General features: G+C 72.3%; 18 protein-coding genes and 2 tRNA genes. 4 read left to right on the forward strand and 16 right to left on the reverse strand.

Annotated features, from left to right (window positions below; genetic code table 11):
- Nucleotides 1-30: 30 nt before the first annotated feature.
- From lysS to P5G50_RS18165, 12 genes are all read right to left on the reverse strand, one after another.
- Nucleotides 31-1,545 (reverse strand): lysine--tRNA ligase, encoded by a 1,515-nt coding sequence (gene lysS, locus P5G50_RS18110; RefSeq protein WP_301209546.1) that lies wholly within the window; start codon nt 1,543-1,545, stop codon nt 31-33.
- Between the two features lie 93 nt (nt 1,546-1,638).
- Nucleotides 1,639-2,514, reverse strand: a complete 876-nt coding sequence (gene panC / locus P5G50_RS18115) for a pantoate--beta-alanine ligase (RefSeq protein ID WP_301209547.1) — start codon at nt 2,512-2,514, stop codon at nt 1,639-1,641.
- A gap of 88 nt (nt 2,515-2,602) precedes the next feature.
- Nucleotides 2,603-3,445 carry a Rossmann-like and DUF2520 domain-containing protein gene (locus tag P5G50_RS18120; RefSeq protein ID WP_301209548.1) on the reverse strand — a complete coding sequence of 281 codons (843 nt, stop codon included), beginning with the start codon at nt 3,443-3,445 and terminating at the stop codon, nt 2,603-2,605.
- Nucleotides 3,442-5,124, reverse strand: a complete 1,683-nt coding sequence (locus P5G50_RS18125) for a PH domain-containing protein (RefSeq protein WP_301209549.1) — start codon at nt 5,122-5,124, stop codon at nt 3,442-3,444. The genes P5G50_RS18120 and P5G50_RS18125 overlap by 4 nt, the downstream gene beginning before the upstream one ends.
- On the reverse strand, nt 5,121-5,642 hold the full coding sequence (locus tag P5G50_RS18130) for a PH domain-containing protein (protein WP_301209550.1): 522 nt from the start codon (nt 5,640-5,642) through the stop codon (nt 5,121-5,123). Before P5G50_RS18130 ends, P5G50_RS18125 begins: the two co-directional genes overlap by 4 nt.
- Nucleotides 5,626-6,108: a DUF3180 domain-containing protein gene (locus P5G50_RS18135; RefSeq protein WP_301209551.1), complete on the reverse strand. Its 483-nt coding sequence runs from the start codon at nt 6,106-6,108 to the stop codon at nt 5,626-5,628. Before P5G50_RS18135 ends, P5G50_RS18130 begins: the two co-directional genes overlap by 17 nt.
- On the reverse strand, nt 6,105-6,698 hold the full coding sequence (gene folK, locus P5G50_RS18140; RefSeq protein WP_301209552.1) for a 2-amino-4-hydroxy-6-hydroxymethyldihydropteridine diphosphokinase: 594 nt from the start codon (nt 6,696-6,698) through the stop codon (nt 6,105-6,107). Before folK ends, P5G50_RS18135 begins: the two co-directional genes overlap by 4 nt.
- Nucleotides 6,695-7,093 carry a dihydroneopterin aldolase gene (gene folB, locus P5G50_RS18145; protein WP_301209553.1) on the reverse strand — a complete coding sequence of 133 codons (399 nt, stop codon included), beginning with the start codon at nt 7,091-7,093 and terminating at the stop codon, nt 6,695-6,697. Before folB ends, folK begins: the two co-directional genes overlap by 4 nt.
- On the reverse strand, nt 7,083-7,889 hold the full coding sequence (folP, locus tag P5G50_RS18150) for a dihydropteroate synthase (RefSeq protein WP_301209554.1): 807 nt from the start codon (nt 7,887-7,889) through the stop codon (nt 7,083-7,085). The genes folB and folP overlap by 11 nt, the downstream gene beginning before the upstream one ends.
- The gene (gene folE, locus P5G50_RS18155) at nt 7,886-8,494 is read right to left on the reverse strand and encodes a GTP cyclohydrolase I FolE (RefSeq protein ID WP_301209555.1); all 609 of its coding nucleotides are present in this window, start codon (nt 8,492-8,494) and stop codon (nt 7,886-7,888) included. The genes folP and folE overlap by 4 nt, the downstream gene beginning before the upstream one ends.
- 18 nt (nt 8,495-8,512) lie before the next feature.
- A complete protein-coding gene (gene ftsH / locus P5G50_RS18160; protein WP_301209556.1) occupies nt 8,513-10,516 on the reverse strand; it encodes an ATP-dependent zinc metalloprotease FtsH in 2,004 nt (667 codons plus the stop codon).
- Nucleotides 10,517-10,602: 86 nt separating this feature from the next.
- A complete protein-coding gene (locus tag P5G50_RS18165; protein WP_301209557.1) occupies nt 10,603-11,529 on the reverse strand; it encodes an alpha/beta fold hydrolase in 927 nt (308 codons plus the stop codon).
- An 80-nt stretch (nt 11,530-11,609) separates the two neighbouring features.
- Here P5G50_RS18165 and P5G50_RS18170 point away from each other — a divergent pair, with 80 nt between their 5' ends.
- Entirely contained in the window at nt 11,610-12,173 is a 564-nt protein-coding gene (locus P5G50_RS18170; RefSeq protein WP_301209558.1) for a TetR/AcrR family transcriptional regulator, read from the forward strand.
- A 1-nt stretch (nt 12,174) separates the two neighbouring features.
- On the opposite strand, the gene hpt is transcribed toward P5G50_RS18170, so the two are convergent.
- Nucleotides 12,175-12,726, reverse strand: a complete 552-nt coding sequence (hpt, locus tag P5G50_RS18175) for a hypoxanthine phosphoribosyltransferase (RefSeq protein ID WP_301209559.1) — start codon at nt 12,724-12,726, stop codon at nt 12,175-12,177.
- 16 nt (nt 12,727-12,742) lie between these two features.
- A complete protein-coding gene (tilS, locus tag P5G50_RS18180; RefSeq protein ID WP_301209560.1) occupies nt 12,743-13,834 on the reverse strand; it encodes a tRNA lysidine(34) synthetase TilS in 1,092 nt (363 codons plus the stop codon).
- A 45-nt stretch (nt 13,835-13,879) separates the two neighbouring features.
- On the opposite strand from tilS, the gene P5G50_RS18185 reads away from it, so the two are divergent.
- Complete coding sequence (locus tag P5G50_RS18185) at nt 13,880-14,371, forward strand: inorganic diphosphatase (RefSeq protein ID WP_301209561.1); 492 nt, start codon at nt 13,880-13,882, stop codon at nt 14,369-14,371.
- Between the two features lie 118 nt (nt 14,372-14,489).
- On the opposite strand, the gene P5G50_RS18190 is transcribed toward P5G50_RS18185, so the two are convergent.
- Both P5G50_RS18190 and P5G50_RS18195 read right to left on the reverse strand, forming a co-directional pair.
- Entirely contained in the window at nt 14,490-15,794 is a 1,305-nt protein-coding gene (locus P5G50_RS18190; RefSeq protein WP_435870929.1) for a C40 family peptidase, read from the reverse strand.
- 52 nt (nt 15,795-15,846) lie between these two features.
- Entirely contained in the window at nt 15,847-17,109 is a 1,263-nt protein-coding gene (locus P5G50_RS18195) for a M23 family metallopeptidase (protein WP_301209563.1), read from the reverse strand.
- A gap of 339 nt (nt 17,110-17,448) precedes the next feature.
- Here P5G50_RS18195 and P5G50_RS18200 point away from each other — a divergent pair.
- Nucleotides 17,449-17,521, forward strand: a tRNA-Glu gene (locus tag P5G50_RS18200).
- Nucleotides 17,522-17,569: 48 nt separating this feature from the next.
- Nucleotides 17,570-17,643: transfer RNA gene (locus tag P5G50_RS18205), tRNA-Asp, on the forward strand.
- Nucleotides 17,644-17,734: the final 91 nt, after the last annotated feature.

Raw genomic sequence — 17,734 nt, forward strand, 5'->3', positions numbered from 1 at the left:
GCACCTGGGAGCCCTGCTCGACCAGCAGGCCTACTTGACCAGCGGGAACAGGATGGTCTCGCGGATGCCCAGCCCGGTCAGCGCCATGAGCAGGCGGTCGATGCCCATGCCCATGCCGCCGGTCGGCGGCATGCCGAACTCGAGCGCGCGCAGGAACTCCTCGTCCAGGCGCATCGCCTCGTTGTCGCCCGCGGCCGCGAGGCGGGCCTGCTCCACGAAGCGCTCGCGCTGCACCACCGGGTCGACCAGCTCGGAGTAGCCGGTGGCCAGCTCGAAACCGCGCGTGTAGAGGTCCCACTTCTCGACGACACCCTCGCGCGCGCGGTGCGCGCGCACCAGCGGGCTCGTGTCGACCGGGAAGTCCATGACGAACGTCGGGCGCACGAGGTCCGCCTTCACGTGGTGCTCCCACAGCTCCTCGACGTACTTGCCGGCGAGCGGGTGCTCGATCTCGATGCCCGCGTCGGCGGCCAGCTCGCGGAGGCGCTCGATCGGGGTCTCCGGCGTGACCTCCTCGCCGATCGCGTCGGAGAGGCTGTCGTACATCCGGATGCGGTCCCACCGGCCGCCGAGGTCGTACTCGGTGCCGTCGGCCCAGGTCACGGTGTGCGAGCCGGAGACGGCCAGCGCCGCGTTCTGGATCAGCGTCTGGGTGAGGTCGGCGATGGAGTTGTAGTCGCCGTACGCCTGGTAGGCCTCGAGCATCGCGAACTCGGGCGAGTGCGTGGAGTCGGCGCCCTCGTTGCGGAAGTTGCGGTTGATCTCGAAGACGCGGTCGATGCCGCCGACCACCGCGCGCTTGAGGTACAGCTCGGGCGCGATGCGCAGGAACAGCTCGGTGTCGAACGCGTTCGAGTGCGTCACGAACGGACGGGCGGAGGCGCCGCCGTGGATGACCTGCAGCATCGGCGTCTCCACCTCGGTGAAGCCGCGCTCGGCGAAGGTCGACCGCAGGCTCGCCACGGCCTTCGCCCGGTCGAGCACGTTCTTGCGGGCCTGCTCGCGGGCGATGAGGTCGAGGTAGCGCGAGCGCACGCGCGTCTCCTCGCTGAGCTCGTTGTGGAGGTTGGGGAGGGGCAGCAGCGCCTTGGCCGCGATCTCCCAGCCGTCCGCCATGACCGACAGCTCGCCGCGGCGGCTCGAGATGACCTCGCCCGAGACGAAGAGGTGGTCGCCGAGGTCGACGAGCTCCTTCCAGCGCGCCAACGACTCCTCGCCGACGGCCGCGAGCGACACCATGACCTGGATGCGCGAGCCGTCGCCCGACTGCAGCACCGCGAAGCAGAGCTTGCCGGTGTTGCGAAGGTGCACGACGCGGCCGGCGATGCCGACGTTCTCGCCGCTCTGCTCGTCGGCGGCGAGGTGACCCCACTGCTCACGGACCGCCGGGATGGTCGTGGTGACCGGCACCTGCACCGGGTAGGCGCCGCCTCCCGCGTCCTGCGCCTCGGCGATCAGCCGCTCGCGCTTGCCGAGCCTGACGGCCTTCTGCTCGCTGATCTCGGCGTCGGAGAGCTCGGTCGCGGGGGCGTGCGCGTCGGTCATGTCTGGTCCGTTTCGGTGCTGCGGCGGGCGGTGTGGAGGGGGTGGACGGGAGGTGCAGGAGGCCGGGGCCATGCGGCGGCGCCGCGGCCGCGCTCAGCCGAGCGCGATCCGGCGGTTGTCGATCAGCCGCGTCGTGCCGACGCGGGCGGCGACCAGCAGCAGCGCGGGCCCGTGGTGCTCCGGCCCGGCCTCGGCGAACGAGTCCGGGTCGACGGCCACCAGGTAGTCCAGCTTAACGGCTGGCTCGGCCTCCAGGCTCGCGCGGGCCGCGGCGAGCGCAGCCTCCACCCCCTGCCCCGCGGCGTCGGCGCCGGCGGCCAGCGCCCGCGAGAGCACGACGGCGGAGGCGCGCTGCCCGTCGTCGAGGTAGCGGTTGCGGCTGGAGAGGGCGAGCCCGTCGTCCTCGCGGACGGTGTCGACGACGGCGATGCGCAGCGGGAGGTTCAGGTCGTCGACCATGCGGCCGACGAGGTGGACCTGCTGGGCGTCCTTCTGGCCGAACACGGCCACGTCGGGCTGGACGATGTTGAACAGCTTGGCGACGACGGTCAGCACGCCGTCGAAGTGCCCGGGGCGGGAGGCGCCCTCGTACAGCGACCCGACCTCCCCGGCCACGACGCGGGTGGAGCTGGGGCCGTCGGGATACATCTCGGCGGCGCTCGGCGCGAACACGTAGTCGGCCAGCCCCTCCAGCGCGGCCACGTCGGCATCGAGTGTGCGCGGGTAGCGGTCGAGGTCCTCCCCCGCGCCGAACTGCAGCGGGTTCACGAAGATCGAGACGACGACGATGCCGCCGAGGTCGCGGGCGGCGGACACCAGCCGGAGGTGCCCCTCGTGCAGCGCGCCCATCGTCGGCACGAGCACCACCCGGGCGGCGGGGGCGTCGGCGGGACCCTCCAGGCGGGCCTCGGCGCGGGCGGCGGCGATCCGCTCGCGCAGCTCGGAGACGGTGGTGACGACCTGGGGCATCGGACTCCTCCCGGTCGCGGCGCCCGGGCGGGCGCGCGAGACGACCGGAATCCAGGCTACTCGCCGAGCGGAGGGTGATCGGCGCGGCTCAGCCGCGCAGGAACCAGCCGCGGCCGTCGTCGCCGGGGTCGCCCTCGCCGTTGCCGCCACGACCGGTGGCGCCGTCTCCCGGCGCACCGCCGTCCGGGAGCGGGCCGCCGCCGTCCTGCAACGCGTCGAGCACCTCGTCGATGCTGGGGCGGGCGCCCGCTCGGGTGAGCGCGTTGTCGACCGCCGAGCGCACGAGCGAGCTGAGGAAGGAGCCGGGATGCTCCACGCCGATCCGCTGCAGGATGCCCGTCGACTGCTCCACGATCGAGCGCGAGAAGGCGGTGGCGGTCGCGATGGCCTCCGCGTACGCCGGGCGGTCCTCCTCCGCCACCACGACCGGCTCCCCGCCCATCTCGACCACGAGCGCCTGCGCGATCGGCAGCACGGGCGCGGGGGCCGTCACGGCGAAGTAGCTCTCGGCCAGGCGCGCGAGGTCGAGGCTGGTGCCGGTGAACTCGAGCGCGGGGTGCACGGCGAGGGGGATGGCGCCCGCCGCCGCGGCGGGCTGCAGCACGCCGATCCCGTAGCCGGGCGCGGTGTGCAGCACGATCTGACCGGGCTGCCAGGTGCCGGTCGCGGCGAGGCCGGCGACGAGGCCGGGCAGCTCGGCGTAGGGCACGGCGAGCAGCACGAGCTCGCTGCGCTCGACCAGCGTCGGCACGTCGAGCAGCGGCGCCTGCGGCAGCAGCGCCTCCGCCCGCTCGCGGCTGGCCTCGGACACGGCGGAGACGCCGACGACGGCGTGCCCTGCGCCCGCGAGGGCCGCGCCGAGCACCGGCCCGACCCGGCCCGCGCCCACGACGCCGAGGCCCAGCCGCCCGGAACGCTGTGCGGGGCTCATGACGGATCTCCTTCTCGGGTCGACGATGCGGTCGGGGCGATCGGCGCGATCGGCGCGATCGGCGGCGCGGGCGGCGCCGGCGGCTCCTCCACCCTCCCCCACCGGTGGCTGCTGTCGCTCTCGGCCGCGGCCACGGCGCCCGCCGCGACGGTCTGGAAGAGGCGCACGCCCTCCTCCGCGTCCATCGCGGCCAGGCGCGGCCGGACCGGACCGCTCACGGTGTGGAACCGCGCCTCTGCCAGCCGCAGGGCGCGCTCGACCGGCCCCTGCTGCAGCTCCAGGCTCTGCAGCCGGGCCAGCGGCACCAGCGCGAGGCTGCGCCAGACGAAGCCGCGGCGGAGCAGCACGGCGCCGTCCAGGAGCCGGTAGCCGGTGCGCTGCCACGAGAAGGGTCGCAGCCAGGCGGCGCGCCGAGGGCTGCCCGTCCAGTCGTCCCGGCCGCGCGAGCGCATGCCGTCCACGATCAGTGCGCGACGCTCTGGCGTGGCGAAGCCGGGCAGGACCAGCGCGAGCACGCGGGCGACGTCCTCCGCGTCTCCGACCGGGAGCATGGTCGTGTTCGCCTGTCCGGCCGCGCCCTTCTCGCGCGACCGCCCGGCGGTGTCGATGCGGATCTGCCACCAGCCGAAGGGGCGCCACAGCAGCGGCTGCAGCACCTCCACCGCGTGGATGCGCCCCGGCGGCAGCGTCTCGTTGCTCGTGCTCAGGAGTCCGAAGCCGACGCGGACGCCGTCCGGCGTGCCCGCGATCGAGTAGCGCAGCGACTTGGTGAACCGGTTGATGTAGAAGCTGGCCGAACCGATGAGGCCCGGCAGCACGACGAACGCGAGCCAGACGGAGCCGGTCGCCGTCCCCCACACCAGCAGGGCCACCACGAACAGCAGGAACACCGTGAAGCCGCTCAGAATGAGCGAGCCGAACAGCCGCAGCGGCGGGATCTTCACCACCGACTCCGGCGGCGCGGCGGCGGGGTCGAGCTCGGGGGCGAGGAACTCGTTCACGCGGCGGTTGACGAGGTCGCCGACCGCCTGGGCGCGGGAGCCGGTGCCCGCCGGCGCGCCGGGAACCGGAACGGTCCCCGAGGCGGCCGCCGCCTCCGCCGCCTCCGCCGCACGCACCCCCGAGGCGAGCCGCAGCACGTCGGAGCGCAGCCCGTCCGCCAGCGCCGAACCCAGATAGGCGAGCTGCACGTTCGCGTCGTGGCCGGCGACCGTGATGTCGAGCTTCGCCGCGCCGAAGATGCGCGCGAGCACCGGCCGCACCACGTTGATGCCCTGGATGCGGTCGAGCCGCGCCTTGCGCTGCGTGCGGAAGAGGATGCCGCTGCGCACCTCCACCGCATCCTCGGTGATGCGGAAGCTGTGCATGCGCCAGGCGAGGTAGAAGGCGCCGATGCAGGCGACGAGGACGATGGCGAGCGCCAGCAGCGCCCAGCCCTCCCAGCCGCGGTCGTAGATCTCGTCCAACGGGTCTCCGCCGCGGAACTCGTCACCGCCGACGAAGAACCCGATGATGCGCTCGCGCAGGTTCGACAGCACGAAGCCGAGGACGGCGATGAAGACGATGCCGCCGCGCAGCAGCGGGGTCGCCGGATGGAGGCGGTGCCACTCCCCGTCGGTGTACCGCTCCGCCGCGCGCTCGGCGGGTGAGAGCGGTCCGGCGGGGGTCGGCGCGGTCACAGCCCCGCCCGCCTGCTCTCGGCCAGCGTCACCAGGCGGTCGCGCAGCTCGGCGGCCTCCGCGTCGGGGAGCCCGGGGATCAGCACGCCCGTGGAGGCGGCGGCCGTCACGAACTTCAGGTCGGCCAGCCCCAGCATCCGGCCGACCGGCCCGCGGGTGATGTCGATGAGCTGCATGCGCCCGTACGGCACCGAGACGAACCGCTGGAACATGATGCCGCGGCGGAACAGGAGATCGTCCTCGCGCAGCACATACCCGATCGAGCGGGCGCGGCGCGGCGCGATCACGAGCGACACGATCGTGCCGATCGCGACGACCGCCAGCAGGATCCAGCCGAAAGTCCAGCCCGCCACCAGCCACAGGAAGGTCGCCGCCGCCGCGAGCACGATGCCGCTGACCAGCGCGCCGACGAGCACGACGACGACGTACTTGGGCGAGACGCGCCTCCACTCGCCGACCTCGAGGTCGATGCGGTCCGGTCCGGCCGGACGGCGGGCGGGCTCAGCGGTTCCTGACATGCACGCTCTCCGGCTCGTCGTCGTCATCGTCGTCGGGCGGGAGGGTGCAGAACGCCTCGGCGACCAGGCCGCCGGTGAGCAGCACCACGGCGCCCGCGAGCGCGAGAGCGCTCTGCAGCACGGCGCCGTTGCCCGGGATGACGTCCCGGGTCAGCAGGTAGACGAGGATGCCGACGCCGGCACCCGTGAGCAGCGCACCGCTGAGGCTGCACGCCTTGGCGAGCACGACGATGCGCATCGCCTGGAACGGGTCGATGCGGCGGGAGCTGCGCCCGCGGACGGCGAGCCGGATGGGCACCGCGAAGGCGACGATGATGACGGCCACCGCCACCAGCGTGATGGGCAGCGTGATGGGCGGGAGGAAGGCGGCGGCCCCGAGGCTCGACGCGGTCAGCTCGCCCAGGAACCCGACGACGAGACCGGCGACCGCCAGCCCGAGCAGCGTGGTGACGCGCGTGCGCTTCATGAGCGGGCCTCCCCGTGGCCTGTGTCGGAGAACCAGTGGGCGGAGGGCCAGGAGGCGGAGGGCTGGTACGGGGTGACGGGGTCGGTCGCACCGGCGGCCAGGTCGGCGACGCGGCCGCGGCCGGTGACCACGGCCTCCGTGTCGACGTCGAGCCACGGCACGAGGACGAAGGCGCGCTCGTGGGCACGCGGGTGCGGCAGCGTCACGCGCGGGTCGTCGGAGACGATCCCGCCGTAGTCGACGATGTCGATGTCGATCGTGCGGTCGCCCCAGCGCTCCTCGCGCACGCGGCCGAGGTCGTCCTCCACCCGGTTCACCAGGGCGAGCAGGGCGAGCGGGTCGAGGATCGTGTGCACGCGGGCGACGGCGTTGAGGTACGCCGGAGCCTCCGCGTCGATGCCGGCGGGCTTCAGCGCGGGCGTCTCGTAGAGGCCGGACACCGCCTCCACGTGGAGGCCCGGCTCGGCGGCCAGCGCGTCGAGCGCCGCGCGGAGGGTCGCCTCCCGGTCGCCGAGATTGCTGCCGAACGCGAGCACGGCGGGCGAGCCCACGCACATCCGCTGCGGGCGGCCCACCGCCCCGGCGCTCACGACCGCCCCCGCAGGATGCGGACGGCCACGTCGCCGAACGGCACGGCGATGGGCGCGTCGGGCTTGTGCACCGTCACCTCGACCGAGTGGACGGGTGGATGCGCGAGCACGACGCCCGCCACCCGCTCGGCCACGGTCTCGATCAGGTCGACCGGGTCGGCCGCGACAGCGTCGTGGACCTCCTGGGCGAGCTCGCCGTAGTGCACGGTGCGCCCCAGGTCGTCGCCGCTCGCCGCCGGGGAGAGGTCGAGCCAGGCGGTCACGTCGACCACGAAGTCCTGCCCCTCCTCGCGCTCGAAGTCGTAGACGCCGTGGTGGGCGCGGACGCGCAGGCCGGTCAGCACGATCGCGTCGGCCGGTCGCGGGCCGGCCGGCCCGCCATCGCTAGTGGTCATCGCTTCCAGCTTGCCACGCGCGCACCACATCGAGGGCGATCCGCGTGGACGCCACGTCGTGGACCCGGACGGCCCAGACGCCTTCACGTGCCGCGAGGGCCGAGATGACGGCGGTCGGAGCGTCGCGGTCGGCCGCGCTCGCCCCCTCCGGCAGCAGCGCGCCCAGGAACCGCTTGCGCGACGCGCCGATCAGCACCGGGTAGCCGAGCGTCTGGAACGTGTGGAGGCCGCCGAGCACCTGCCAGTTGTGCTCGGCCGTCTTCGAGAACCCGAGGCCGGGGTCGAGGACGAGCTTGGCCGGGTCGACGCCGCGGTCGAGCAGGTCGGCGACGCGTGCGGAGAGCTCGCTGCGGACCTCCCGCACGGTGTCGGTGTAGACCGCCCGCGAGTCGCCGGAGTCGAGCCGTCCGCGCCAGTGCATGACGACGTACTGCAGGCCGGTGTCGAGCACGGCGTCCGGCATCCCGGGATCGTTGAGGCCGCCGGAGACGTCGTTGATGATCGACGCACCCGCATCGGCTGCTGCCCGCGCGGTGGAGGCGTTCATCGTGTCGACGCTGACCATCACGCCGCGGTCGGCGAGGCGCCGGATCACCGGCACCACCCGGGACTGCTCCTCGGCCGGGTCGAGGTGGAGGGCGCCCGGCCGGGTGGACTCGCCGCCCACGTCGATGATGTCGGCGCCCTGCTCGACGAGGTCGAAGGCGTGCTCGACGGCCGCCTCCGGCTCGAGCCAGAGCCCGCCGTCGCTGAACGAGTCCGGCGTCACGTTGAGGACGCCCATGATGAGCGTCACGCGGGGCCGCCCCCGACGGCGCCGGCCGGGTCGTACGCGGCTCCCCCGCTGATCAGTGCCATCAACTCCGCACGGGCGGCGGGGTCGGTGAAGGCGCCGCGGGAGGCGACGGTCACCGTGGTCGAGCCGGTCTGCCGCGCGCCGCGGGTGGTCACGCACGTGTGGGAGGCGTCGAGCACGACGAGGACGCCGCGGGCACCGGCGCCCTGCTCGATGGTGTCCGCGATCTGCTCGGTCAGCCGCTCCTGGATCTGCGGGCGCGCGGCGAGCGTCTCGATCACGCGCGGGATACGGCCCAGGCCGACCACGGCCTCCCCCGGCAGATACGCCACGTGCGCGACGCCGAGGAACGGCAGGAGGTGGTGCTCGCACACCGAGCGGAAGGCGATGTCGCGCAGGAGCACCGTCTCGGCGTTCCCCTCCAGCGGCACGGGATCGCCCAACTCGGCGGCGGCGTCCTTGCCGAGCCCGGCGAAGAACTCCGCGTACGCGTCCGCCACCCGCGACGGGGTGGCGGCGAGGCCGGGACGCGCCGGATCCTCGCCGATGGCGGCGAGGATCTCGGCGACGGCCGCCTCGATGCGTGCGCGATCGAAACCGGTCATGCGGGCTGCGGCTGCGGCCTACGCGGTCGCGGGCCGCGGCTTGATCGCGGGCGAGCGCTTCGGCTTCGACGCGGGCGGCTCGGAGTCGACGCCGCCGTCGACCGCACCGGCGTCGATCGGGGCCTTCGGGAACTCGATCGGCGGCACGTCCGACAGGGGGCGCTTGTCGCTCGAGAGCCACTGCGGGCGCTCGGGCAGCTTCTCCACGTCGGCGAAGATCTCGGCGATCTGGTTGTGGTCGAGCGTCTCGTGCTCCAGGAGGGCCGCGGCGAGCCGGTCGAGGATCGCACGGTTCGCGTTGATCACCTGCCACGCCTCGTCGTGCGCCTTCTCGATGAGCTCACGCACCTCGGCGTCGACGCGCTCGGCGATCCGCTCGGAGTAGTCGCGCTGGTGGCCCATGTCGCGGCCGAGGAACATCTCGCCGTTCGCCTGGCCCAGCTTGACCGAGCCGATGTCGGCGCTCATGCCGTACTCGGTGACCATCTTGCGGGCGATCGAGGTCGCCTTCTCGATGTCGTTCGAGGCGCCGGTCGTCGGGTCGTGGAACACGATCTCCTCGGCCACGCGGCCGCCCATGGCGTAGGCCAGCTGGTCGAGCAGCTCGTTGCGGGTGACCGAGTACTTGTCCTCCAGCGGCATCACCATCGTGTAGCCGAGGGCGCGTCCGCGCGGGAGGATCGTGATCTTGGTCACCGGGTCGGTGTGGCGCATCGCCGCCGCCGCGAGCGCGTGACCGCCCTCGTGGTACGCGGTGATCAGCTTCTCCTGGTCCTTCATGACGCGGGTGCGCTTCTGCGGTCCGGCGATGACGCGGTCCACGGCCTCGTCGAGGGCGCGGTTGTCGATCAGCTGCGCGTTGGAGCGCGCGGTGAGCAGCGCGGCCTCGTTGAGCACGTTCGCCAGGTCGGCGCCGGTGAAGCCCGGCGTCTTGCGGGCGAGCACCTCGAGGTCGACGGAGGCGGCGAGCGGCTTGCCGCGGCCGTGCACCTCGAGGATCTTCTTGCGGCCCAGGAGGTCGGGCGCGTCCACGCCGATCTGGCGGTCGAAGCGGCCGGGGCGCAGCAGCGCCGGGTCGAGGATGTCGGGGCGGTTGGTCGCCGCGATCAGGATGACATTGGTCTTGGGGTCGAAGCCGTCCATCTCCACCAGGAGCTGGTTCAGCGTCTGCTCGCGCTCGTCGTGCCCGCCGCCGAGGCCGGCGCCGCGGTGACGGCCGACCGCGTCGATCTCGTCGATGAAGATGATGGCCGGCGAGTTCTCCTTGGCCTGCTGGAACAGGTCGCGGACGCGGCTCGCGCCGACGCCGACGAACATCTCGACGAAGTCCGAACCGGAGATCGAGTAGAACGGCACGCCCGCCTCACCCGCGACCGCGCGGGCGAGCAGCGTCTTGCCGGTGCCGGGAGGGCCGTACAGCAGCACGCCCTTGGGGATGCGCGCGCCGACCGCCTGGAACTTGGCGGGCTCCTTGAGGAAGTCCTTGATCTCCTGCAGCTCCTCGATGGCCTCGTCGGAGCCGGCGACGTCGTCGAAGGTGACCTTCGGGGTCTCCTTCGTGACGAGCTTCGCCCGCGACTTGCCGAACTGCATGACCTTGTTGCCGCCGCCCTGCATGCCCGAGATCATGATCCAGAAGAAGACGCCGATCAGCAGCGCCGGGATCAGGAAGCCGAGGATGTTGACCAGCCAGTTCGGCTGCGGCACCTCGTCGTCGTAGCCCTTGGGCAGGTTCGCGTTGTCGATCGCCTTGACGACATCCTCGCCGCGGGGCGTCACGTAGTAGAACTGGACCTGCGTGCCGAGGTCGCCCTCGGCCTTCTTGAGCGTCAGGTCGACCCGGTTCTCACCGTCGACGATCTTGGCGCTCGACACCTTGTCGTCCTGCAGGAGCTCGAGGCCCTTCTGCGTGGAGACCCCCTTGAAGCCCGACATCGTGATCAGGCTCGAGCCGATCCACACCGCGATGATCGCGAGCACGACGTACAGGATCGGGCCGCGGAAGATCTTCTTGACGTTCATGATGCGATCACAGTACCGCCTGGGCGCTGTGGACCGGCTGCGTGTTCGCTCTGGGCGCGCTCGGGGCGCGGGGGTCGCTGAGCCGCTCAGATCGCAGCGGATCGGCGGCTCTCGTCGGCGGCGAACCAGTCCAGGGCGAGGGCGGCGACGGCGTCCGGCGCGTCGTCCGTGATGAAGTGGGCGGCGTCGTCGACGAAGGCGAGCTCGTAGCGGTCGGCGAAGCGGGCGAGGTCGCCGCAGAGGCGGCGGATCAGCGCCTCGTCCCACGGATGGTCCCGTCGCCCGAAGACGGCGAGGGTCGGCGGGCGCAGCCGTTGCCCGGCGAACACCCCGCGCGCGAGCTGGAGGGAGACCGGGACGGCGACTCCGCGGAACAGGCGACGCACCGCATCGTCGACCTCCGGCCGGGTCAGCGGCGCGAGGTACGCGTCGATCGTGGCGCGCGGGAGCGGGTGCGCGACATAGCGGCGCCCGTAGAGGCCGGCGAGGGACGTGCCACGGCGGTGCCGCATCAATGCGGGCATGTGACGGAATCCTGCGACGAGCTTCGGGCTGAAGGACATGAACAGCGGCGGTACCGAGAGCTGCACCAGCGACCGCACGCGCTCGGGATGGGCGTACGCGAGCTGGTTCGCACCGATCGCGCCCAGGTCGTGGGCGAGGAGGTGCGCCCGCTCGATGCCCAGCGCGTCGAGCAGCGCGAGCAGATCGCGTTCGTGGGACTCGCGTTCGATGCGGGGATCGCCTGCCTCCGTCCATCCGGTTCCGCGCAGGTCGGGGCAGAGGACGCGGTGGCCGGCGCGGGCGAGAGCGGGCGCGATGTCGCGCCACTGCCACCAGTGGGCCGGGAACCCGTGCAGCAGGACGACGGGATCGCCCGCGCCGACCACCGCGACATGGCTGCGCAGCCCCGGCGTCTCCACGACGAGGTGCTCGAAGCCGGGCGCCGACGGAAGCGGCGGCACCCAGGCAGCGGATTCGGCGGAGACCTCCAGCACTCGTGGTGTGCTCATGACGACTCCTTCATCGCCCATCGGCACTACGTTCATAGTGTCTACTACGATCATAGTAACGCTGTTCGAGAGGAGTCGCCATGCCCGCGACGAAGGATCGCGCGCTCGACGCCGCTGTCGAGCTGCTCGGCGCCGAGGGCGTCCGCGCGCTGAGTCACGGCCGCGTCGATGCCCGCGCCGGGCTCCCGGCCGGCTCGACATCGAACTGGTTCCGCACCCGTCGGGCGCTGCTCGCCGGAGTGGTCGATCGGATGGCGGAGGCGGAGCGGGCGGACTTCGACCCCTCCGGCCTCCCGGAGGTGACGGACGCCGACGGCCTGGTCGACGGGCTCTGCGCCATGACGGAGCTGCAGACGGGCCGCTTCGCGACCCGCACGAGAGCCCGCTACGCGCTCTTCCTCGAGCTCGCCCCCGACACCGAGCTCGGCGCGCCCCTTCGACGGCAGCGGCAGGAGTTCGAGCGCTGGACCGAGCACCTCGTGGCCGCCGCCGGGCTGCCGGAGCCCGCGGCCGCCTCCCGAGCACTCATGGCGCTCTGCGACGGGCTCATGCTGCACCGGCTCACGGTGGACCCGGAGCTCGCCGTGCGGCCGGTGATCGAGCGTGCCGTGCACGCTCTGTCGACGGCCGCTCAGCCGGGGTAGCTCAGCTGTAGACGGCCGGGGCCAGGATGCCGACGCCGCGGAGGTTGCGGTAGCGCTCGGCGTAGTCGAGGCCGTAGCCGACGACGAACTGGTTCGGGATGTCGAAGCCCACGTACTTCACGTCGATCTCGACACGGGCGGCCTCCGGCTTGCGCAGGAGGGTGAAGATCTCGATCGACTCCGGGTTGCGGCTGCGGAGGTTCGAGAGCAGCCATGACAGGGTCAGGCCGGAGTCGATGATGTCCTCGACGATCAGGACCGTCTTGCCCTCGAGGTCGGTGTCGAGGTCCTTGAGGATGCGGACGACGCCGCTCGACTGGGTGCCGCTGCCGTACGAGCTGACGGCCATCCAGTCCATCGTCACCGGGATCTTCAGCTCGCGCGCGAAGTCGGCCATCACCATGACCGCGCCCTTCAGCACGCCCACCAGGAGGACGTCCTTGCCGGCGTAGTCGCGCTCGATGTCGCGGCTCAGCTCGGCGATGCGGGAGCGGATCTGCTCCTCGGTGATCAGAATCTCGGTCAGGTCGTTCTGGACGTCCGTGAGTTCCATGGAGGGGTGCTGGTCCTTAGCTGTTGGGGTGAAACGTGAGCAGCCCGTTCTGCCTCACCACTCTAACGCCTGGCAGGTCGAGCGGCCCCTGCCCGTGCCAGGCGGTGATCAGCTCCGCCACCGCCAGGGTGTGCGCGCGCGACAGCGAGACGCCGAACTCGGCGGAGACGACGAGCCGGATGATCCGCTGCCGCAAGGCGGGCGGGTCGGCGGCGAGGCCCCGCACATCGAGCGCGACGGCGCCGTCGTCGGTCTGGCTCACGAGCTCCAGCGCCCACTCCAGGGCGAGGCCGTCGAGGGCGTCGTCGTCCTCGCGCAGCTGCTCGGCGGTGCGGGCGAGCGCCTCCGCGACGCCGGGGCCGAGCTCGCGCTCCAGCACCGGGAGCACGTCGTTCCGCACGCGGACGCGCGTGAACGAGCGGTCCTCGTTGTGCGGGTCGTCCCACGGTTCGAGGCCGCTGTCGGCGCAGAAGGCGCGCGTCGTCTCCCGGCGCAGAGCGAGGAACGGGCGCAACAGCCTCCCCGTGTCCGGCCGCATCCCCTGCAGGCTGGAGGGGCCGGAGCCGCGGGCGAGGCCGAGCAGCACGGTCTCCGCCTGGTCGTCGAGGGTGTGGGCGAGCAGGATGCGGGAGGCGCCGGTCGCCGAGCGCGCGCGGTCGAACGCCGCGTGGCGGGCGGCGCGGGCGGCGGCCTCCGGTCCCCCGGTCGCCGGGTCGACCTCCACGCGCTCCACGAGCACCGGGTCGAGACCGAGGGCGCGGGCCTGCTCGGCGGCGCGGGCGGCGACGTCGGCGGAGCCCTCCTGGAGGCCGTGGTCGACGACGATCGCGCCGGCGCGGTACCCGGCGCGCGGGACCTCGAAGGCGGCGGCCGCGGCGAGGGCGAGCGAGTCTGCTCCCCCGCTCAGGCCCACCAGGACCAGCGCTCCCGGCGCGAGCGGCTCGGGCTTCGCGGGGCCGTGGTCGTCGTGCGGGTCGGGCTCCGGAAGTGCGGCGGCTGCGGCGAGAGCCTCCCGGACGGCGCGCCGCGCGTCGGCGATCGGGGGCGTCAGCCGGGGGCGGCGGTGGCCTCGGGCGGGATCGGCGTCCGGGGATCCGTTGAGGGGCATCCAGTAACGTTAGTGCAGTCTTCCAACCAGTTAAGGAGAGCCGGCATGGCCGAATACGACGCCGTCATCGAGATCCCCCGGGGGAGCCGCAACAAGTACGAGGTCGACCACGAGACGGGCCGGGTCTACCTCGACCGCGTGCTCTTCACCAGCTTCGTCTACCCGACCGACTACGGGTTCTTCGAGAACACCCTCGGCGACGACGGCGACCCGCTGGACGTGCTCGTGCTGCTCGAGTACCCGGTGTTCCCGGGCGTCGGCGTGAAGGTGCGCCCGGTGGGCGTCCTCAACATGAGCGACGAGGCCGGCGGCGACGCCAAGATCATCGCGGTCCAGTACAAGGACCCGCGCTGGCAGCACATCCAGGACGTGAACGACATCCCCGAGCAGACCCGCAAGGAGATCGAGCACTTCTTCGCCCGCTACAAGGACCTCGAGCCGGGCAAGTTCGTCAACATCGACGGCTGGGGCGACGCGGCCGAGGCCGAGGCGCTCATCCAGAAGGCCATCGAGAAGCTGGCCGCCGAGGGTCACTGACCCAGCTGGTCGCCCTGGGCCACCGCCGAGTACGCGCAAAATCGAACGAAAACCGCCGAGTCCGCAGACAATCTGCGTACTCGGCGGTTTGCGTTGGAGGCCGGGGCCCGGGGCGGGGTCAGGCGGAGGGGCGGGCCACCTGGGACCAGGGGGTGCCCCAGACGGACTGGATCTTGACGACGTCGCCCTCGGTCGGTGCGGCGATCATCTGGCCGCCGCCGATGTAGATGCCGACGTGGTAGAAGTCGCCCGGACCGCTGCCCCAGAAGATGAGGTCGCCGGGCTGCTTGTCCCAGTACGAGACGAGCTGGCCGCGGCCCTGCGCGGTGAAGTACTGGTTGTTGACCGAGTGGCTGCCGATGTACAGGCCGGCATAGGCGTAGGCCTTCATCGTCAGGCCGGAGCAGTCGTAGCCGCCGGGGCCCTCTCCGCCGAAGATGTAGGGCTTGCCGAGCTGTGCGCGGGCGTACGAGATCGCGGTCTCGACGACATTGCCGTTCGGCGGGGCCACGGGGGCGCTGCCGCCGCCGCTCGAGGAGCCGCCTCCGCCGCCGCCGCTGGGCGCGGGCGCTCCGCCGCCGCCACCACCGCCGCCGCCTCCGGAGTTCTGCTGCTGCTCCTGCTGCTGCTGTTGCTGCTGCTGCTGCAGCTGCAACTGGCGCTGGCGCTCGGCCTCCTCCTGGGCCTTGCGCGCGGCCTCCTGCTGCGCCTTGATCTGCTCGCCCTGGAGGTACGCCGCCTCGACCTGCGACGACGTGTTCTTGAGGGTGGCGAGCTGGGCGACCAGCTCCGTCGACTTGGTCTGCTGCTCGGCGAGCGCGGACTGGGCGCGGGCCTGGGCGTCCTTCGCGGCGGCCAGCGCGGTCTCCGCCTGGCTCGCCAGCTTGGTGCGCTCGGTCTTGGCGACCTTCGCCTGGGCGGTGAGCGACTCGGCGGCGTTCTTGTCCTTGGTGGCCTGCTCGTAGACGGCCTTCGACTGCTCGGTGAGCTTGCTCATGGTTCCGAGCTGGAACAGGAGCTTGTCGGCGTCGGAGCCGGAGCCTCCACCCTTCATGAGCAGCGTGCCCGTCAGGTCGCCGCCGCCGGCCGACTTGGCGAGGTGCGAGGCGAGGAGGCCGGCGCGCATCTGCGACGTCTTGGCCTTCTCGGCGGCGGTCGCGGCCTGGCCCTCGAGGTCGGCCTGCTTCGTGGTGGCGGCCTCGAGCGCGTCCTTCGCCTGGAAGTACGCCTCCGCCGCCTTCTCGGACTCGATGCGCGCGGCGTCGACGCCCGACTGCAGGTTGCCGATCAGCGACGTGATGTTCTCGATCATCGCCTGCTGGTTCGAGACGTTGTCCTTCGCCTGCTGCACGTCGTTCCACGACGGGTAGTCGACCGCCTGTGCCGGCGTCACGATGCCGATGGAGGCCGTGACGGCGCCCATGACGCCCGCGCCGATGGCGAGGCCCGGGCGGAGGCGAGGGTTCTTGTCGGTGTCAGCCAAGGGGTGCCTGCCTGTCTCTCATGAACGGGATGCCGTCGATCTTCTGGCCGCCGACCCGCACCTCGTAGTGCAGGTGGCAGCCGGTGGAGGCTCCGGTCGTCCCGACGCGCGCGATCGGCTGGCCGGCGCTCACGCCCTGGCCGATGCCGACGAGGATGCCGCCGTCGCGGATGTGCGCGTAGCCGGTCTCGACGCCGTTGCCGTTGTCGATGAGCACGAAGTTGCCGTAGGTGCCGAGCGGGCCGGCGTACTCCACGGTGCCGCCGAACGCGGCGTAGATCGGCGAGTTGCAGCCCGCGCCGATGTCGATACCCATGTGGTAGGTGCTGCCGACGCCGCCCGGCGACGGACGTGCGCCGAAGCCGTCGGTGATCGGCCCGGCGGCGGGGACGGCCCAGCCCTGCGGCCCGACGTAGCCGCCCGGCAGACCGCCGGAGCCGCGGGCCGCAGCCGCAGCGGCCGCAGCGGCGACGCCGGCCTCGTAGCCGGCGACGGTCTTGGACGTCGCGTCCTTGAGCGCGGCCAGCTGCGCCTGCATGATGACGATCTGCTTCTGCTGCTCGGCGAGCTTGTCCTGCGCCGCCTTGGCCGCGGCGATCGCGGCCTTGAGCGCGTTGTCGGCCGCGACGCGGAGCTTCTCGCGCTCCTGCTTGGCGACATCGGCCTGGTCGGCGAGCGAGGAGGCGGTGTTCTGCGCGGCCTTGGCGTCGGCGTAGACCTTGTTGGACTGCTCCACGAGCTTCGACATGCTGCCGAGGTCGGAGAGGAGCTTGTCGGGCGACGACGTGGAGGCGCCGTTGCCGCTCAGGAAGAGGTTGGCGGTGAGGTTGCGACCGCCGGTGCGGTAGAGCTGGGCGGCGAGTTTGCCGGCCTGCACGCTCGCGTCGTCCGCCTTTTTCTGGCTCGCGGCGGCCTGGTCCTCGAGCTGCTGCGCGCGGACCGTCGCCGCGTCGAGCCGGGCCTCCGCCTCCTGCAGCTCGGCGCCGCGCTTCTCGGCCTCGGCCTGCGTGGAGGCGACCTCGCCCTTCAACTCGCTGATGAGGCCGTTGATCCTGCTGACCTGCGCCGACTTGGCCGACTCGTTGGCCTTGGCGTTCTGGACGTCCTGCCAGGACGGGTAGTCATCGGCGTACGCCGGGGCGGCGACGGAGCCAACCAGCGCCACGGCGACGACGGCGGCCGCGGCCAGCGCGGTGCGGAGGCCGCGCGGGCGTGCTCGCCCGCTGCGTCGGTCCCTGGTCGCCTCGCTCGTCATCCACCGCTCACTTCGTTCGCGTCCGTCAGTTCTGCGCGTCGTCCGTCACACCGGCCACACCGTTCACAATCGTCACGAATATCGCTTTCGTAACAATGGCAACACAGGGCACTTTAGCAACCGGGCGCGTCTCCGCCTCCGCCATTCACCCATGCCGCGGCGGGCGGTACGTGCATTTCGGCGGGGGTGGCGGCGGATTGCCGGGGCGTAACCGGGCGATTCCGGTGGCCGCCTCGGCGGACCCGCCCGGGATGCGGGCCCGATTCGCTTTCTCCCGGCAAGTTCCGTATGCTTTCGTGTCGGTGGTCATCGGAAAGCGCGAGCAGCCCGGTGCGACCCGGCCCCATCGTTTAGCGGCCTAGGACGCCGCCCTTTCACGGCGGTAGCACGGGTTCGAATCCCGTTGGGGTCACCGTCCGTCGCTAGCGATGGCGTCCACTACAATCGAATACACAAGCAAGGCCCTGTAGCGCAGTTGGTTAGCGTGCCGCCCTGTCACGGCGGAGGTCGCGGGTTCAAGTCCCGTCAGGGTCGCTTCGACGGAAGCCCTTCCGGATATTTCGGAAGGGCTTCCGTCACAATCGGTCGCCACGGCGACCACGGCTCTGTAGCTCAGTTGGTAGAG

It is taken from the genome of Leifsonia williamsii, assembly GCF_030433685.1.
GTDB classification, from domain to species: Bacteria; Actinomycetota; Actinomycetes; order Actinomycetales; family Microbacteriaceae; genus Leifsonia; species Leifsonia williamsii.

Bases quoted from the DNA above. Each gene is read 5' to 3' on its own strand.
- hpt (WP_301209559.1), bottom strand. From the start codon at position 12,726: ATGGAACTCACGGACGTCCAGAACGACCTGACCGAGATTCTGATCACC.
- P5G50_RS18165 (WP_301209557.1), bottom strand. From the start codon at position 11,529: ATGAGCACACCACGAGTGCTGGAGGTCTCCGCCGAATCCGCTGCCTGG.
- lysS (WP_301209546.1), bottom strand. From the start codon at position 1,545: ATGACCGACGCGCACGCCCCCGCGACCGAGCTCTCCGACGCCGAGATC.
- folE (WP_301209555.1), bottom strand. From the start codon at position 8,494: ATGACCGGTTTCGATCGCGCACGCATCGAGGCGGCCGTCGCCGAGATC.
- P5G50_RS18195 (WP_301209563.1), bottom strand. From the start codon at position 17,109: ATGACGAGCGAGGCGACCAGGGACCGACGCAGCGGGCGAGCACGCCCG.
- P5G50_RS18185 (WP_301209561.1), top strand. From the start codon at position 13,880: ATGGCCGAATACGACGCCGTCATCGAGATCCCCCGGGGGAGCCGCAAC.
- P5G50_RS18135 (WP_301209551.1), bottom strand. From the start codon at position 6,108: ATGAAGCGCACGCGCGTCACCACGCTGCTCGGGCTGGCGGTCGCCGGT.
- P5G50_RS18190 (WP_435870929.1), bottom strand. From the start codon at position 15,794: ATGGGCGCCGTCACGGCCTCCATCGGCATCGTGACGCCGGCACAGGCG.
- ftsH (WP_301209556.1), bottom strand. From the start codon at position 10,516: ATGAACGTCAAGAAGATCTTCCGCGGCCCGATCCTGTACGTCGTGCTC.
- P5G50_RS18120 (WP_301209548.1), bottom strand. From the start codon at position 3,445: ATGAGCCCCGCACAGCGTTCCGGGCGGCTGGGCCTCGGCGTCGTGGGC.
- P5G50_RS18170 (WP_301209558.1), top strand. From the start codon at position 11,610: ATGCCCGCGACGAAGGATCGCGCGCTCGACGCCGCTGTCGAGCTGCTC.
- folB (WP_301209553.1), bottom strand. From the start codon at position 7,093: ATGACCACTAGCGATGGCGGGCCGGCCGGCCCGCGACCGGCCGACGCG.
- tilS (WP_301209560.1), bottom strand. From the start codon at position 13,834: ATGCCCCTCAACGGATCCCCGGACGCCGATCCCGCCCGAGGCCACCGC.
- P5G50_RS18130 (WP_301209550.1), bottom strand. From the start codon at position 5,642: ATGTCAGGAACCGCTGAGCCCGCCCGCCGTCCGGCCGGACCGGACCGC.
- panC (WP_301209547.1), bottom strand. From the start codon at position 2,514: ATGCCCCAGGTCGTCACCACCGTCTCCGAGCTGCGCGAGCGGATCGCC.